This window comes from Acinetobacter sp. 70_2, from assembly GCF_056736115.1.
This window is the reverse complement of the sequence record NZ_JBWZIP010000001.1, coordinates 21,851-38,454: the sequence shown is the minus strand read 5'-3', so window position 1 is coordinate 38,454 and position 16,604 is coordinate 21,851. Positions and strand designations below refer to the sequence as shown.

The 16,604-nt window shown below is 38.7% G+C and carries 16 protein-coding genes; 8 read left to right on the top strand and 8 right to left on the bottom strand.

Annotated features, from left to right (window positions below; translation table 11 throughout):
- The first annotated feature begins 1 nt into the window (after window position 1).
- From ureG to AC1PJ9_RS00100, 3 genes are read left to right on the top strand one after another with little or no spacing between them, the layout of a single operon-like run.
- Entirely contained in the window at window positions 2–616 is a 615-nt protein-coding gene (gene ureG / locus AC1PJ9_RS00110) for an urease accessory protein UreG (protein ID WP_000140200.1), read from the top strand.
- Between the two features lie 9 nt (window positions 617–625).
- The gene (locus AC1PJ9_RS00105) at window positions 626–1,195 is read left to right on the top strand and encodes a HupE/UreJ family protein (protein ID WP_311086389.1); all 570 of its coding nucleotides are present in this window, start codon (window positions 626–628) and stop codon (window positions 1,193–1,195) included.
- Window positions 1,196–1,252: 57 nt separating this feature from the next.
- Window positions 1,253–1,708 (top strand): hypothetical protein, encoded by a 456-nt coding sequence (locus AC1PJ9_RS00100; protein WP_311086388.1) that lies wholly within the window; start codon window positions 1,253–1,255, stop codon window positions 1,706–1,708.
- 72 nt (window positions 1,709–1,780) lie between these two features.
- On the opposite strand, the gene rsmD is transcribed toward AC1PJ9_RS00100, so the two are convergent.
- Window positions 1,781–2,326 carry a 16S rRNA (guanine(966)-N(2))-methyltransferase RsmD gene (rsmD, locus tag AC1PJ9_RS00095; RefSeq protein WP_311086387.1) on the bottom strand — a complete coding sequence of 182 codons (546 nt, stop codon included), beginning with the start codon at window positions 2,324–2,326 and terminating at the stop codon, window positions 1,781–1,783.
- Complete coding sequence (mrdA, locus tag AC1PJ9_RS00090; RefSeq protein WP_311086386.1) at window positions 2,326–4,344, bottom strand: penicillin-binding protein 2; 2,019 nt, start codon at window positions 4,342–4,344, stop codon at window positions 2,326–2,328. Before mrdA ends, rsmD begins: the two co-directional genes overlap by 1 nt.
- Before the next feature lie 236 nt (window positions 4,345–4,580).
- On the opposite strand from mrdA, the gene AC1PJ9_RS00085 reads away from it, so the two are divergent.
- The 4 genes from AC1PJ9_RS00085 to AC1PJ9_RS00070 all read left to right on the top strand — a co-directional run bounded on the left by AC1PJ9_RS00085 (window position 4,581) and on the right by AC1PJ9_RS00070 (window position 7,465).
- The gene (locus AC1PJ9_RS00085; protein ID WP_263613181.1) at window positions 4,581–5,099 is read left to right on the top strand and encodes a hypothetical protein; all 519 of its coding nucleotides are present in this window, start codon (window positions 4,581–4,583) and stop codon (window positions 5,097–5,099) included.
- A 61-nt stretch (window positions 5,100–5,160) separates the two neighbouring features.
- The gene (locus AC1PJ9_RS00080) at window positions 5,161–6,474 is read left to right on the top strand and encodes a DUF445 domain-containing protein (protein WP_263613182.1); all 1,314 of its coding nucleotides are present in this window, start codon (window positions 5,161–5,163) and stop codon (window positions 6,472–6,474) included.
- Between the two features lie 86 nt (window positions 6,475–6,560).
- A complete protein-coding gene (adk, locus tag AC1PJ9_RS00075; RefSeq protein WP_002117671.1) occupies window positions 6,561–7,214 on the top strand; it encodes an adenylate kinase in 654 nt (217 codons plus the stop codon).
- A 71-nt stretch (window positions 7,215–7,285) separates the two neighbouring features.
- On the top strand, window positions 7,286–7,465 hold the full coding sequence (locus AC1PJ9_RS00070) for a hypothetical protein (protein ID WP_004703056.1): 180 nt from the start codon (window positions 7,286–7,288) through the stop codon (window positions 7,463–7,465).
- On the opposite strand, the gene nth is transcribed toward AC1PJ9_RS00070, so the two are convergent.
- A complete protein-coding gene (nth, locus tag AC1PJ9_RS00065; RefSeq protein ID WP_209046287.1) occupies window positions 7,462–8,148 on the bottom strand; it encodes an endonuclease III in 687 nt (228 codons plus the stop codon). The genes AC1PJ9_RS00070 and nth overlap by 4 nt on opposite strands.
- A complete protein-coding gene (locus tag AC1PJ9_RS00060; RefSeq protein ID WP_311086385.1) occupies window positions 8,149–8,940 on the bottom strand; it encodes an RnfABCDGE type electron transport complex subunit B in 792 nt (263 codons plus the stop codon).
- A gap of 271 nt (window positions 8,941–9,211) precedes the next feature.
- Here AC1PJ9_RS00060 and gdhA point away from each other — a divergent pair, with 271 nt between their 5' ends.
- On the top strand, window positions 9,212–10,615 hold the full coding sequence (gene gdhA / locus AC1PJ9_RS00055; RefSeq protein WP_311086384.1) for an NADP-specific glutamate dehydrogenase: 1,404 nt from the start codon (window positions 9,212–9,214) through the stop codon (window positions 10,613–10,615).
- Window positions 10,616–10,668: 53 nt separating this feature from the next.
- Here the strand turns inward: gdhA and AC1PJ9_RS00050 are convergent, their stop codons facing one another.
- The 4 genes from AC1PJ9_RS00050 to lon all read right to left on the bottom strand — a co-directional run bounded on the left by AC1PJ9_RS00050 (window position 10,669) and on the right by lon (window position 16,052).
- Window positions 10,669–11,778, bottom strand: coding sequence for an META and DUF4377 domain-containing protein (locus tag AC1PJ9_RS00050; RefSeq protein ID WP_284084467.1), 1,110 nt, complete (start codon window positions 11,776–11,778; stop codon window positions 10,669–10,671).
- Between the two features lie 172 nt (window positions 11,779–11,950).
- Window positions 11,951–12,727, bottom strand: coding sequence for a dioxygenase family protein (locus tag AC1PJ9_RS00045; RefSeq protein WP_263613187.1), 777 nt, complete (start codon window positions 12,725–12,727; stop codon window positions 11,951–11,953).
- Window positions 12,728–12,839: 112 nt separating this feature from the next.
- Entirely contained in the window at window positions 12,840–13,319 is a 480-nt protein-coding gene (gene rlmH / locus AC1PJ9_RS00040) for a 23S rRNA (pseudouridine(1915)-N(3))-methyltransferase RlmH (RefSeq protein ID WP_002054393.1), read from the bottom strand.
- A 303-nt stretch (window positions 13,320–13,622) separates the two neighbouring features.
- A complete protein-coding gene (gene lon, locus AC1PJ9_RS00035) occupies window positions 13,623–16,052 on the bottom strand; it encodes an endopeptidase La (RefSeq protein ID WP_311086383.1) in 2,430 nt (809 codons plus the stop codon).
- Window positions 16,053–16,604: the final 552 nt, after the last annotated feature.

Sequence of the window (16,604 nt, the reverse complement as noted above, 5' to 3'; positions counted from 1 at the left end):
CATGACAGAACGTAGCCCGTTAAGAGTTGGAATTGGTGGACCGGTGGGTTCAGGTAAAACAGCACTTACGCTTAACTTATGCCGTGCCTTGCGTGATAAATACAATATGGCTGTAGTGACAAATGATATTTATACCAAAGAAGACTCAAACTTTTTAACCCGTAATGAAGCGATGTCGCCAGATCGTATTGTGGGTGTGGAAACAGGTGGTTGTCCACACACAGCAATTCGTGAAGATGCCTCAATTAACTTGGCTGCGATTGATGATCTATGCGAAAAATTTGATGGCTTAGAACTCATTATTATTGAAAGCGGTGGCGATAATTTAGCGGCAACATTTAGCCCGGAACTTTCTGATTTAACTTTATATGTTATTGATGTAGCAGGTGGTGAAAAGATTCCACGCAAAGGTGGACCGGGTATTACTAAGTCAGATTTACTGATTATTAATAAAACTGACCTTGCACCTATGGTTGGCGCAAACCTTGATGTGATGGATCAAGATGCAAAACGCATGCGTGGTGAAAAGCCATTTTTATTTTCAAACATGAAAACACAAGATGGGCTTGAAGAAATTATTCAATTTATTGAGAAGCAAGGGCTGTTTAAGGCTTAAGGAGTAACTATGAATTTCATTAAAAAATGTAGTATCGGGCTCCTTAGCATGTTACCTGTGTTAGCTATGGCGCACCCGGGGCATGATCATGCACATTCAGGGTTTATGGCAGGTTTTATTCACCCTTTTACTGGTCTCGATCATTTAGTGATGGCTTTGGGTTTTGGTGTCCTGTTGTGGTCAGCAGCTAAAGAGTGGAAAATTGCCGGAGTCATTACTTTAAGTATTACTTTAATTGTAGGCTTTTTAGTAGGTGCTGAAGGTTTGGTGCCAGCGAGTATGGCTGAATACGGAATTATTGCTTCTTTGATTGTTACGGCGGTTGCACTATGGATAAAATCAAATCGGATTTTGCCTATTGCTGCTGCATTACTCGCAAGCTTTCATGGTATAGCGCATGGTGTTGAATTAGCACATGCAGGGCATATTGTTGCATTAGTAACAGGTATGGTTGCTGGTATGGCACTTATCTATTGCGGTGGCTTAGCACTAGGTGCCGTGTTTACGCGATATGTACCTTATGGCAAAAAGATTGTGGGTACTTGCGCAGCAATTGTTGCAGTCATTGGTTTAAGTTAATTAAAAACTTGCAGAAAAAGGTAGCTTTAAGCTACCTTTTTTGATTTGCAAAATAAAATGTGTGTGCATAAAAATATTTATGCTGTTTTTACAGCGATGATTATCTTTTATAGTGGAGATGTTCAGGCCTATGATTTTTTTCAACTAGAAAGTGATTCTACTTTACTAGATACAGACCAGTTGTTAGATCAATCAGATTTAAACTTGGAACAAAGGCGTTTAGCTATTGAGCATGACGATGAAGTTAATAACTATAATGTGCTCAAAAACGAATTTTATTCAAATGAGCGTTGGGTGATTTATAATTATACAGCCTATGATACGGGGCAACTTCATAGCAAAAGCATCACTGGTTTAACGAATCATATTAATATTCAAGATTTATCCATTTCAGTTGGGTATGGAGTTAACTATAGTGTTAACCCAAGACTGAAAATTGGTTATGAATATATTTCGAGTTTTCCTTATGATCGAGGTCAACTCATTCGATTTTTTACGATCTATTTATTCTGAAATAAAAAATTAAAATAATCTAATTCAAATAAATAGATCAGGAAAATTAATTCTTTATAAAATCCTACATTTTTAAATTTTCTGATAAAGCCCAGCGTGGACTGTGCCAGCTTTAGTGTTTTTAACTTGTTGCCATGTTGCAGGAAGTTGAAGCTGAGCTAAATCTCGGTCAGCCTCAATATAAATGTACCCATTCTTTTTAATATGCGAATCTGCCAAATGAGCGAGCTCTTGCCATAGATCGAGACTATAAGGCGGATCTAAAAAAACCACATCAAACTGTTCTTTTAAGCGCGGCAACGCTTGCTGAGCAGTTGTATTGACTAAATGACAATTTTGAGCTTTTAAAAGCTGGATATTCTCTTTTAAAAATCGTGCTTGAGTCTTATCTGGTTCAATCATGTAAACAGATGCGGCACCGCGTGAAAGTGCTTCAAAGCCTAATGCACCAGAACCTGTACAAATATCGAGAACCTGAGCATTTTGAATATCCCACATGAGCCAATTAAATAATGTTTCACGAACACGATCTGGGGTGGGTCTTAAACCCTCAATACTGGCAAATGGTAAAACTCGTCTTTTCCATTCGCCCCCAATAATGCGTAATTGATTTTTCATTATTCATCGATCTCATTTGTAGCAGGGCGAGCAGGAGCAGCTTGTGGAGCAGATGTTGCTGCTGTGGTAGTTGTAGCAGCTGCTGGAGTAGAGCTAGCAGTTTCGCCTCCACTTGGAAGCTCGCCCGGTTTAATTCCGGCTGTCATAAGGCCGCCATTAACTTGATGGTTGGCTGGACGAATTGGATTTTTATTGCGGGTTAATAACCAGTAATCAAATATCGGCTTAGCAAGTTGAGCTGCTGAACCACCATGACGACCATTTTCCCAAATGACTGCGATTGCGATTTCAGGTTTATCGGCAGGTGCAAACCCAACAAAAAGACCATGGTCAAGTTGGCGTTCACTAAGAGCAGCTTCGTTATAACGTTTACCTTGCGCAATACTCTTAACCTGTGCAGTACCTGTTTTTCCGGCAATTTGATAGAGCGATGTACGGATACCACGTCCAGTACCTGATTGAATTACATCAATCATGGCTTCTCGCATTTTTACCCAGTCTTCATCTGTACCGTTGAAATTAATTTTTCCATCAGGTGCATTACGAACTGTAAAAGGTTTTGCACCATGCGATGCACGTAGAACATGTGGAACTACGTGTGAGCCGTGATTCGCTGTAATAGCAGTTGCCATTGCAAGTTGTAATGGGGTTGCAGTAAATGCACCCTGACCAATACTCACGGAAATTGTTTCACCTTTCATCCATTTGGTTTTGCGTGTACGCATTTTCCATTCAGGACTTGGGTATAAACCTTCACTTTCACTTGGTAAGTCGACACCTGTTTTTTGACCAAAGCCAAATTGGCGCATCCATTGGTTCATCTGGTCGATGCCCATTTGATTTGCCAAAATATAAAAATAGGTATCGCAAGACATGATAATGGCTTTGTGCATGTTCACGATGCCATGACCAGTTTTTTTCCAGTCACGGAATTTGTGAGAGTCACCAGGTAAATGGAAGTAACCTGGGTCAGAAATAGCAGTAGACCAGTCGACAATACCATAATGTAAACCACCCATCGCTTCCATTGGTTTAATGGTCGAACCAGGAGGGTAGGCCCCTTGAACAGCACGGTTATAAAGAGGTTGGTCGATGTTATCACGTAGAGAGCTATAATCTTTATGATTAATACCCGTCACAAATAAGTTTGGGTTAAAGCTTGGGCTTGAAACCAATGCAAGAATTTCGCCAGTACGTGGGTCTATCGCAACAATTGCACCACGACGACCAGCAAGTTGCTGTGATGCTACAACTTGTAAACCATAATCTAATGATAAGTACAGGTCATTACCACGAGTTGGATCTTTACGTCCTAAATGACGCAATACATTACTATGTGCATCGGCTTCTACAGATTCATAACCCGGTGTTCCATGAAGTAAATCTTCATAGCTTTTCTCTACGCCAATTTTACCAATCAGGTTTGTTCCAGCGTATAAATCTTTATCAATACTTTTTAATTCTTTATCGTTAATACGGCCAACATATCCAATCACATGAGCAAACAATTCACCATGCGGATAATAGCGCGTCATTTGGGTTTCAATTCTCACCCCAGGGAATTTGTATTTAACTTCACTAAACTTGGCAATATTTGTCTCGGTCAAATTTAGTTTAATGGCCACACGTTCAGTTTTACGCGCCGTTTTAATACGACTTTTAAAACGATCTACATCTTCTTGAGTAAGTTCTAAAATAGGCTGTAATTGTTCAATAACTGCATCCGGATCTTCAACATCTGCCTTACTTAATGTTGCGGTAAAGACCGGATAGTTATCTGCTAGTAAAACCCCATTACGGTCATAAATATAACCACGAGCAGGGGGGAGCGGTTGTAAACGAATACGGTTTTTATCTGATGCAGTTGAGAACTCATCGTAATGAAAAATTTGCAGATAAGCGTATCGGCTGGCTAATACCAATAGACAGATAATCACAAGACCTACGGCAAAAAATATACGACCTCGATAAATGCGCTTTTCTTGCTGGATATCTTTTAAAGGAAAGTGCTGTTTCATACGGATCGACTTAATGACATAGGGTGAGAAAAATAGCTGCTTATTCTAACGCAAGCGCAGTTAAAATATTGCATAATTTTCAAAGTTTCAGTGAAGAGGCAAATTGGCTTTTTTGACTTTGTAGACAACAAAATTGTAGAGTCTTGTATATAAGAAGCAAAATAATTCTGTTAAAGTCTCTCATTCAATAGAATAGGGTTGTTCTCACTATACGATTAGGGAAAATGGAGAAAATAATGAGAAAAATTTATCCCTTACTTGCAGTTTTGACAGTAAGCAGTTGGGCGCATGCTCAAGATTACTCATTTCTTCCAGAAGCAAAATTAGCAGATCATAAAGCAGCTACTTGGAATGTAGGCGCAGGTTTTACTCAAAAATTGTTACATCTCAATGGTGAGTGGGTAAATCCTTATGGAATTGCTTATGCAAAAGTTGGTGCATTTTTAAATGGTGATAAAACTGCCGGTGGACAAGTTGGATTTCGCTATCCTTACTACCTTACCGGAACAGATAAAAATGGTTACTATATTGGCTTTTATGCTGGACATCTTGATAGTAAATCGGTAGACGGAGAATATAAATCTCGCTTAGGTGCTGGTGTCGATTTGGCATATGTATTGTTAAATTCAGAAAGAATTAGTACGTTTAGTGTGGGTATTGGAGCAGCTGAAAAATTAACTGACCAGAATGGAGCTGTTGCTGCCGATACGAAACCGCAAATACAATTTTCTTATTCTCTAAGTTTTGGTTTATAAAACAAAGCAGCTTATCGTTAACTCGCCATAAGCAGAGCACAAATAAATACGAGAGTCTTACATGTTAGAGTACGTCAGCGGATTGTGGCAGACCTTTTTACACAGACCTGATTTTTGGGCCGTTTTAAGTATCATTCCGGTCACTGCCTTTGTCACATGGGCACATGTGTGGATGGCTTTAAAAATGGTGTTTTACCCAATTAAATTTTGGGGATTTCACTTAGGTCCTTTGCCAGTCGGCTGGCAAGGTATTGTGCCACGTAAAGCAGGGCGTATCTCAGGAATTATTACCGATAATACTCTATCCAAGTTAGGTTCTTTGCGTGAGTTTTTAGAGGCAATGGACCCTGAAGACATGGCACGTATTATTGGTGAACAAGTCGGATTTGAACTTGAGCATTTGATTGATGAAGTGATGATCGATCGTAATGCAGTGCTTTGGGAAAATTTACCTTATTCGATTAAGCGCCGTATTTATGCACAAGCGCATAAGCAGTTACCCGGTGTGCTGAGAGAATTAGTGACTGAGCTGACCATGAATGTCGAGTCACTGGTTGATATGCGTGAAATGGTGGTGAGCCAAATGGAAGGTGACCGCCGTTTAATGGTACGTATGTTTTTAAAAGTTGGGCAAAAAGAAATCAACTTTATTTGGCATATTAGTGCTTTAATCGGGATGTTCTTCGGTATTTTTCAGATGGTTGTCTGGTTCGTTGTGCCGTGGCATTGGACTGTACCGTTTTGGGCATCTATTTGGGGCTTTTTAACCAACTGGATTGCAATCTGGATGGTATTTAACCCAATCGAGCCGCATTACATCCGTTATCCGCAAATTTTTAGATTAACAAAAGATCGTAAGTTCCCTTGGATTGTGCCTGTTTTACGGATTGGTACCTATAATTTCCAAGGTGCTTTCATGAAACGTCAAGAAGAAGTCTCTGAAGTCTTCTCTAGTGTAGTGACAGAAGATCTGATTACGTTAAAATCGATTATGACAGAAATGATGTATGGTCCACGCAAGGACAAAACACGTCGTATTGTTAAACGTCATATTAACGAAATCATGGAAACTCCACTTGTTCGAACATCTTTACAGCTTTCTTTGGGGCCAAGAGAGTACGCAAGATTAAAGACGGACTTGATTGATCGTTCAATTGAAATTACGATGGGACCCGTATGTGACCCTGCACTGAATGCAAGCCGGGCACAGAAGATTTTTCAAATGTTTAAAGAGCGTATTCGTGAACTAACACCAAAAGAGTTTCAGAATTTGTTACGTCCAGCATTCCAAGAGGACGAGTGGATTCTTATTGTACTAGGTGGGGTAACCGGATTTATTGCTGGTACAATACATTTGTTTGTGGCTTTCTTATAATTCGAAGTCGGGCAGGATCTATTGAAGATCAACGAAATTAAATCTGCCGGACCTCACATTCATTGTTTTAAATGAGGATGTTTTTTATGCGCATTATCTTACTCGGACCACCTGGGGCAGGCAAAGGGACTCAGGCTCAGTTGATCTGTAAGCGCTACAATGTCCCACAAATTTCAACCGGTGATATGCTCCGTGCTGCGATTCGTGAAGGTACTGAATTAGGTTTAAAAGCTAAAAGTGTAATGGAATCTGGCGGTTTAGTTTCAGATGAACTCATTATCGGTTTAGTAAAAGAACGTATTGCTCAACCTGACTGTGCAAATGGCTGCATTTTTGATGGTTTCCCACGTACTATTCCTCAAGCAGAAGCATTGGAAAAAGAAGGCATCAGCATTGATCACGTGATCGAAATTGATGTGCCTGACGAAGAAATCGTAAAACGTCTTTCTGGCCGCCGTCAGCACCCAGCTTCTGGTCGTGTTTACCACACTGTATACAATCCACCTAAAGTGGAAGGTAAAGATGACGAAACTGGTGAAGATCTTGTTCAACGTCCAGATGACCAAGAAGAAACAATCCGTAAGCGTCTAGCGTCTTATCATACTGAAACAGAGCAATTAGTTGGTTTCTACCAAGGTCGTGCTGCTTCTGGTGAAAATGCGCCAACTTATGACAAGCTTGATGGCTTGCGTACTATTGAAGATGTACAAAAAGATTTGTTCAACATCTTAGACAAATAATTTAATATTATTTGTGATAAAGAGCCCTCTTTGTGAGGGCTCTTTTCTTTCATTAAGTGCGGGAGAACGATATGAAAATCATTTTGATTTTAGTGGTATTGCTGAGTCTGGCACTATTGTTATTTTTACTATATCAAAGTCAAAAAATGCTGCGTCATGTGCAGAAGCAACAGGCTTTGGAAAATAAAAAGAATGGACGAGAACGTCAACTACATCCGAAATTACAGCAGATTAAGAAACCTCAGGATTAACTGAGGTTTTTTGTTGGAATCGTTTTTATTGCGCCAAATTCAAAGCGGTCTGGCCAGTTACATACATCGGAAACGACACACTCTGAACATTTTGGTTTACGTGCGATACAGCAGTAACGGCCATGTAATATCAACCAATGGTGCGCATCTACAATAAATTCTTTTGGAATTACCTTAACTAGGCGATGTTCAACTTCAAGAACATTTTTGCCTACTGCTAAGCCGGTTCGATTTCCCACACGAAAAATATGTGTATCAACAGCCATAGTCGGTTGTCCGAATGCTGTATTTAAAACCACATTGGCTGTTTTACGTCCTACGCCTGGTAGAGCTTCCAAGTCTTTTCTGTTGCTTGGAACCTCACCATTAAATTGTTCCATTAAAATCTTACAGGTCTTAATGACATTTTCAGCTTTCGCGTTATAAAGGCCAATGGTCTTTATATATTCTTTTAAGCCGTCTACACCTAGGTTATAGATTTTTTCAGCAGTATTAGCGACAGGATAAAGCTTATCAGTGGCTTTGTTTACGCTAACGTCGGTCGCTTGTGCCGATAACATGACGGCAATTAATAATTCAAAAGGTGATGAATATTTTAATTCGGTTTCTGGAGAAGGTCTTTGTTCACGAAGGCGTTCAAAGAAAATTTGAATCTGCTTTTTCGTCATGTTTTTGACGGCCATTCAGACCTCCTGTAATTGAATGAGTTGCTGTTGTAGTTCATCAAGTTGAAGACGTTTTTTTGCATCTTCCCGAACACTGAGCTGCTTTTCCAACTTTTTAATTTGTGTGCGAATTTTAGCTAATTCAATCGTAGTTTTTGCATCATTTACAATTGCTTCTTTCGGCTTCTCAATGAGTTGAATTGAAGGCAAATCATCAAGTGCTTGAGAGAACTGTGCAAAAAGTTGCGTATCAATTTCAGCACGTACTACAGGCCCTTTACGATGTATACGATGTTTCTCTTCGCGTTGAATATGCGCGTAGTAACGTTGTCTTAAATCATCTTGCTCTGCAATGCGTTGTTGTTCGCTTGGTAATGCTTGAGTGTCTTCGACCAGATCAATACAGTCAACTGGGCAGGGTGGAATACATAACTCACAACCTGTGCATAGATCAGTCAAAATCGTATGCATGAGCTTACCACTACCAATAATGGCATCTACAGGGCAGGCATTAATACATTTTGTACATCCGATACATTCGTCTTCGCGAATAATCGCTTTCATACGTTGTGGGCGTCCATCGGCTTGTACAGGCCAAACACTTGTTTCAGCAGGTAACGACGAGCGATTTAATAATTTTGCGAGCGCATCGGCCACTGGCTGTCCACCAGGAACACATTTATTTGCTTCTTCACCTTCAGCAATGGACTTTGCGTAAGGTAGACAACCGTCACGGTGTCCACACAAACCACATTGTGTTTGTGGTAATAACGCATCAATCTCGCGTATGAGAGAAATAGATGGATTCATAGAGGAAAATAGCTTGCTTAAAACGATGCGATAATGAAGAAAAACCTAAGTAAGGTCAATGGATTTTAACGAATTTATTGGCTTTTTAACTGACCTAAAATGTAGCTAATGTTGCACAATAATAGATCAATAAAAGTGAAAAGATAAATGACTATTTCTGATTTTTAGGAAGTTTTTCTAAAATTAAGTTTATGATAATTAAGTAAAATAAAATAATTTAAAATAACTATTGTTAAAATTGATGGAAAGGGATTTAATATTTTGCTGCTAAATGATGCATTTTAAAATGTATTGCACCAATTTAATTCATTACTATGCTGAGGACCGTGCATTGAAATATAACAATCTGAATGAATTCCTGAATTACGTGCAAGCGCGTGATCCGCATCAACCTGAGTTTTTACAAGCTGTCGAAGAAGTCATGACAAGCTTGTGGCCATTTATTGAAAAAAATCCGGAATATGCAGAGCAGGGATTGCTAGAACGTTTGGTTGAACCTGAGCGTGTGATTCAATTTCGTGTTTCATGGATGGACGATCAAGGCCAGACTCAAGTTAACCGCGCTTTCCGCGTTCAATACAATTCAGCAATTGGTCCATTTAAAGGTGGAATGCGTTTTCATCCATCGGTCAACTTATCTATTTTAAAATTTTTAGGGTTTGAGCAAACTTTTAAAAACTCTCTGACGACTTTGCCAATGGGTGGAGGAAAAGGTGGTTCAGATTTTAACCCTAAAGGTAAATCTGATGCTGAAATTATGCGATTCTGTCAGGCACTCATGATCGAGCTTTACCGTCATTTAGGTCCAAATACCGACATCCCAGCTGGAGATATTGGTGTGGGTGCGCGTGAAGTGGGTTATATGGCTGGCATGATGAAAAAACTCAGTAATGACACGGCATGTGTGTTTACTGGTAAAGGAATTTCATTTGGCGGTAGCTTAATGCGTCCGGAAGCTACAGGCTATGGTACGGTTTATTTTGCAGAAGAAATGCTAAAAACACGTGGGCTATCTTTTGCTGGTAAAACTGTTTCGGTATCTGGTTCTGGTAACGTTGCCCAATATGCGGCAGAGAAGGCAATGTTCTTAGGTGCGAAAGTGGTTACTTTATCGGACTCTAATGGCACAGTTTATTTAAAAAATGGCTTTACAGATGAATTGCTGGCAGAAGTCATGGAGCTGAAAAACGTTAAACGTGGCCGTATTTCGGAATTTGCTTCTAAGCATGGTTTTGAATATTTCGAAGGTAAAACACCTTGGCATATTCCTGTAGATATTGCTTTACCATGTGCAACACAAAATGAACTAACTGGTGAAGATGCTAAAACACTGATCGTCAATGGTGTCATTTGTGTAGCTGAAGGCGCTAACATGCCATCTACACTTGAAGCTGTTGAACATTTTATTGAAGCTAAGATTTTATATGCACCAGGTAAAGCATCTAATGCGGGTGGGGTAGCAACTTCTGGTTTAGAAATGTCTCAAAATGCAATACGTTTGGGCTGGACACATGCTGAGGTCGATGAACGTTTACATGCAATCATGAAAGACATCCATGCCAATTGTGTAAGATACGGTACAAAAGAAGACAGTACTGTGAACTATGTAGATGGTGCCAATATTGCGGGCTTTGTAAAAGTTGCTGATGCGATGCTTGCACAAGGTATTTATTAATTGTAGAAATAAAAAATCCGATGCAAAAGCATCGGATTTTTTTAGTCTAAAAATTATTTTTTAGGCTTTTTAACCATTTCTTGCTCTACAACCATATCTAACACATCTGCTTGGCTAGATTGATCTGCTGCTGGGTTTTTCACTTCAAAGCGTTTTACACGTAAGATTACGCGTTGGTTTGGATTGTGTTCAAAACCTTCGATTTGACCATAATATAATGACCAGTTTTTGTCGGCATAAGTTTTTACGCCTTTGTCATCATATTTAACTTCACGAACTTGCAAGCAAGTTTGTGGCGCAACACCCGTACAAGATTTAGTTTCTGGTGCTACTTCAAGGAAAACAGTTTTACCTTCAGACTGGTATTTTGCTTCAGGTGTCATTTTACCTGTGAAAGTATATTTCTGACCTTGAGCATCAACGATAGTTAATGTTGGTTGATCAGCATTTGTTGTATTAAGTTCGAATGGAATCGCACGTTTTTGGAACAGGCTGCTAGAGAATTGTTCCTGTTTCATTAACGCAGGTTCACACGCCATCATAGTTGACATTACATCAGCAGTTACGATGGTATTGTTTTCAACTTTCCAAGTAGTACCTTGGCGATTACAACCTGTTGCGATAGATAAACGGTCGTTTGTGAAGTTAAGAACGATCGGCTTTTTAGTATTTTCAGGTTGGTATGACCATGAGTAATCAGTTAGAGCTTGAGTATTAGTTGCTTTTACGCCTTGGAAAATATGCTTTTGACCCGCTTTATCTGTCACGCTTAAGATTACCTGACCATTGCTATTACTAATTTCGATTGGCAATTTTGCTTCACTAAAGATGCTATTAGACAATTGTTCTTGTTTCATTAAATCGTCTTGGCAAGCCATCATTGTTGATGCAAGAGGAGAGGTTACAAGTTGGTTGCCTTCAACTTTCCAAGTACCACCTTGACCATTACAACCTGTGTTAATTGCTAATTTACCATCTGCATTAAAGTTAAGAACAAGTGGTTTAGATGCTTTTACATTTTGATAAGTCCAAGCATATTCACTTAAAGTTGCTGCAAGATTTTGTTGTTGCTCAGATACAATTGGAGCTTGAGTGTTTGAAACTGTTTGACACGCCATCAAAGAAAAAGGTAACAACGCAAGAATTAAATATTTAATTTTCATTTAAAAAAACTTCAAGTAAAAAAACAACAGCACTAAGCTTAAAACATTCTTAAAAAAAGAAAATGTAAACATATGATTGTTTCGGTTTTCAAAATGTATAAGTTTGTAAATTATTCGAATTTTGCATAAAAATAATGGTATACCCCGCGAAAAACGGGGTATTTCCTAAAAATTAATCAAAACGATATATATCCATACCCAATGAGCCCATTGTGAAGCTACTGTGAACAATCGTAAAACGATGACCAGTTCCCATAGCAAAAAACAAAGGTGCAAAATGTTCAAGAGTTGGATGATTACGTTTTATATAAGGCAGTGATTGCCATTCCAACACGCCATCGTAATCTTGATGTGAAAGCTTATTAACGACAGTATTTCTAAAAGTTGAAGCCCATTCAGGAACTTTTGAATTGTCACCTTGCCAAGACAACTCAGCAAGATTATGGGTAATACTTCCAGAACCAATCAATAAAATTTGCTTTTCACGTAAAGGCGCAAGCGTTTGTCCAATTCGATAAATTTCTTGTGCGCTTAAGGTCATCGGCAAAGAAATTTCAACAACGGGAATGTCTGCATCTGGATACATGTGTAAAAGAGGCATCCATACACCGTGGTCGCGAGGACGAGTACTATTGGCATGTGCAACAAAATGAGCATCTGCCAATAACTTCAATATTTCTTCGGCAAGTTCCGGTTGACCAGGTGCGCTATAGCGAATCTCGTACAACTCTGGTGGGAAACCACGAAAGTCATGCCATGTTTCCGGACGAGTCGAACTACTTACTTCAAGTGCTTTACTTTCCCAGTGAGCAGACATCACGATGATTGCCTTTGGAGTAGGTAGATTTATACCAAGACGGTGTAAAGCAGGACCCACTTGTTCTGGATCAAGTGCAAGCATGGGTGAACCATGTGAAATAAACAGTCCGGGAAGGGTTTGTAGTTCCATTTCATTACACCTGAGTTGAAAAGCAGAATAATAGTCATTATGCCAAAATCAGGACATGTTAAAAGTATCCTGATTTCAACGGATTGTTCTTAAAATGAAACGTTTGTTCTTTTTATGCACGGTGATAAGGATGATTATGATTAATGCTCATCGCTCGGTAAAGCTGCTCGATTAATAAAACACGTACTAAAGGATGGGGCATGGTAAGTTTTGAGAGTGACCAATGCCAAGCAGCCGCTTTACGTACTTGATCTGACAAACCATCTGGGCCACCAATAGCCAATGCAACATCATTACCTTCAAGCATCCATTGTTTCATGGTGTCAGCCAGTTTTTCTGTACTGAGCTCACGTCCACCCACTTCTAAAGCAATAAGTGTCTCGTTTGGTTTTAACGCATTTAAAATACTTTCACCTTCAATTTGACAGTATTTTAAAATATCTGCTTCCGAGTCGTTTTTTCCCCGTTTTGCCATTGGAAGTTCAATCACTTGAGTCTGGACAAAAGGTTGGATGCGTTTGAAATAATCTTCAAAACCAGTAAGTACCCAAGCAGGCATTTTTTGACCAATGGTCAGAATACGAATTTTCATGTGGTCTATTCAGTCAAAACAGCTGACATATTATACCTGAGGAGACAATAACTGCGGGGCAGTAAGTGGGCATAAAAAACGCAGTCCAAAAAATGGTGTTGGACTGCGATCAAATGATCATCTGTCTGGAGTTCAGATGACCATAGAGAATAAAAACAAGGCTATCTGTGACATAAGATAGACAAGAGCAAATAATAAAATTAATTACTCTCACTTCTTATTATGAGGGAGGTTGGATATTTTTCAATCAAATTATGTAACAAAAAAAAGAGAGCCAAAGCTCTCTTTTTTCTATTTTATAAATTAGTGACGCGCTGCTTTTGAGCCTTCTACCGGTTTTACAATCGGTGTTTTAGGTAAAGGCTTTGGCATTGAAGTTAATGCTAAAGGTAAGATTTCATCAATGCTTTTCACAGCTTTGATTTCTAATCCTTCTTTCACATTAGCAGGAATCTCTGCCAAATCACGAACGTTATCTTGAGGAATAAAGACCAGCTTAATTCCACCACGATGTGCAGCAAGAAGTTTCTCTTTCAAGCCACCGATACGCATCGCACGACCACCAAGACTTGTTTCACCTGTCATTGCGATATCTGGACGAATCGCAATACCAGTAAATGCCGATACAAGTGCAGTTGTTAATGCCAAACCAGCAGATGGGCCATCTTTTGGAGTTGCACCTTCAGGTAAGTGAACGTGTACATCAGTTTCTTCAAAACGAGATGCTTCTATACCAAGTTCGTCAGCACGTGTACGTACTACAGTCATTGCTGCGGTAATCGATTCTTTCATTACGTCACCGAGTGAACCGGTTGTAATAAATTTACCTTTACCTTTAACAGCTGCAACTTCAATAGTAAGTAACTCACCACCAACAGAAGTCCATGCCAAGCCATTTACACGGCCTACTTGTGCTTCGTCTTCAGCCATACCAAAGTCAAATTTATGTGGACCTAGGTATTCAGGAAGATTGGCAGAGGTAACGTCAAGCTGTAAGTTTTTAGACTTTTTACTTACCGCTTCTTTTACCACTTTACGCGCAATTTTAGAAACTTCACGTTCTAAACTACGAACACCAGCTTCACGTGTATAGCGTTGAACAATGTCACGAATCGCTTCTTCATGAATTGTTAACTCTTTTGGACGTAATCCGTTGTTCTTAATTGCTTTAGGAACAAGGTAACGCTCAGCAATGTTTACTTTTTCATCTTCGGTATAACCCGGTAGACGAATGACTTCCATACGGTCCAGTAATGCTTCTGGAATATTCATACTGTTTGCGGTACAGATGAACATGACTTCAGAAAGGTCAAGATCAAGATCTAAATAGTGATCGTTGAACTTACTGTTTTGTGATGGATCAAGTACTTCAAGTAATGCAGAAGCTGGGTCACCACGGTAGTCTTGCGCCATCTTGTCAATTTCGTCGAGTAAGAACAATGGGTTCTTCACGCCAACTTTTGTTAAAGACTGCACAATTTTACCCGGCATCGCACCAATATAAGTACGACGGTGTCCACGAATTTCTGCTTCATCACGTACGCCACCAAGCGCCATGCGAACAAATTCACGACCTGTTGCTTTAGCTACTGATTCACCGAGTGAAGTTTTACCAACCCCTGGAGGACCTACTAAACAGAGGATAGGGCCTTTGAGTTTTTTCACACGTGATTGAACAGCTAAGTATTCAACAATACGGTCTTTAACATCATCAAGACCATAGTGGTCAGCATCAAGAATTTCTTGTGCTTTAGCTAAGTTAATACTGACTTTGCTCGCTTTGTTCCATGGTGTATCTAAAATCACTTCTAGATAGTTACGTACAACGGCAGCTTCACTAGATGCTGGCTGCATTGCTTTAAGTTTACGGAACTCAGCTTCAGCTTTTTTGCGTACGTGTTCAGGTAAATCAGCTTCAGCAAGACGTTTCTCAATTTCAGCAACGTCATCTTCAGCACCGCCATTCATATCGGAAAGTTCACGTTGAATGACTTTCATTTTTTCATTTAGAAAGTATTCACGTTGGTTCTTTTCCATTTGGCGTTTTACGCTGTCATGTAAAGTTTGCTCAATTTGCTGTTCAGCAGATTGATTCATCAAGTAGTTCATTAACTCTTGCAAATGTGCTTCAAACTCATCGTGCTCTAAAAACTTCTGTTTAATTTCAATATTTAGAGGTACACGAGTTGCTACGAAGAACATCAATTGCAATAAGTCTTCGATTTTATTGGCAGCAGCAACTAGTTCACGTGCATTACGTAATTTTGCTTCTGCATATTGAGCAAATAAGTTACGTAACTCTTGTAAACGAGTTTCTTGAGTTGCCTTATCTACATTAATAGTCATTGGACTTAAATCGTGTTCAGCAGTCAAATAACTATCTTCATCGATAATTTTTGTGAGCTTAGAACGATGTAAGCCTTCAATAAGTACTTTAATGCAGTTTTCATCATTTTCATGATTAACTACTTGTACAATCTTAGCGACTGTACCGTACTGGTATAAATTGTCGTGATCAATTTCTTCTGTAAGCGAATCTTTTTGCGCAACTACAAATACTAAATTGTCACTGTTACGAGCCACATCAACTGCATTGATCGATTTTTCACGACCCACGAATAGCGCAATTTGCATGTGTGGATAAACCACCACATCACGTAAGGCTAATAGTGGTAATACACTTGGAACCTGAGGCTCTAAGTCAGTTTTTTCATTCATAATAAGTTCAGACATGGGCACTCCTAATGAGTGACAACGAGGTTGCCATGTTTTTTATAGTGATGTGTATTTTAAAAATTACAAGGGCATGACAATAGAAAATGTTGAAAAAAGGACTAATTTAGTCAACTTTTTTTTTAAAATGTTATGAATCAATAGATTAATTCTTAAGAAGAATAAAATTTTGTAGTAAAGCTAAGCATTTTTACTTAATAATTAGTCTTTGCCGTACAAGTAAGGAGGTCAGTTTTCGAAACACATGCTTTATTTAGTTTTATTTTATAATAGGTGTTTTTGTTAAGTATATTTAAAATTTTATTTATTTTATAATTTATTATGAGTAGAATAAACACACTATTATTTATAATATACAGTTGTATTTTAAATGGGTGATTATTGCTGAATAATTATATTAATAATGATATTTATTTTAGAGTTAATATTCTATTTTTATAATATACAGATGTATTTTAAAATGTATTTATTTTTATTAATTTTATAAAAATTAAACATATATTTAGAGTTATTATTCTATTTTAAAATAAGTTTACTTATTTTTAACAAAAA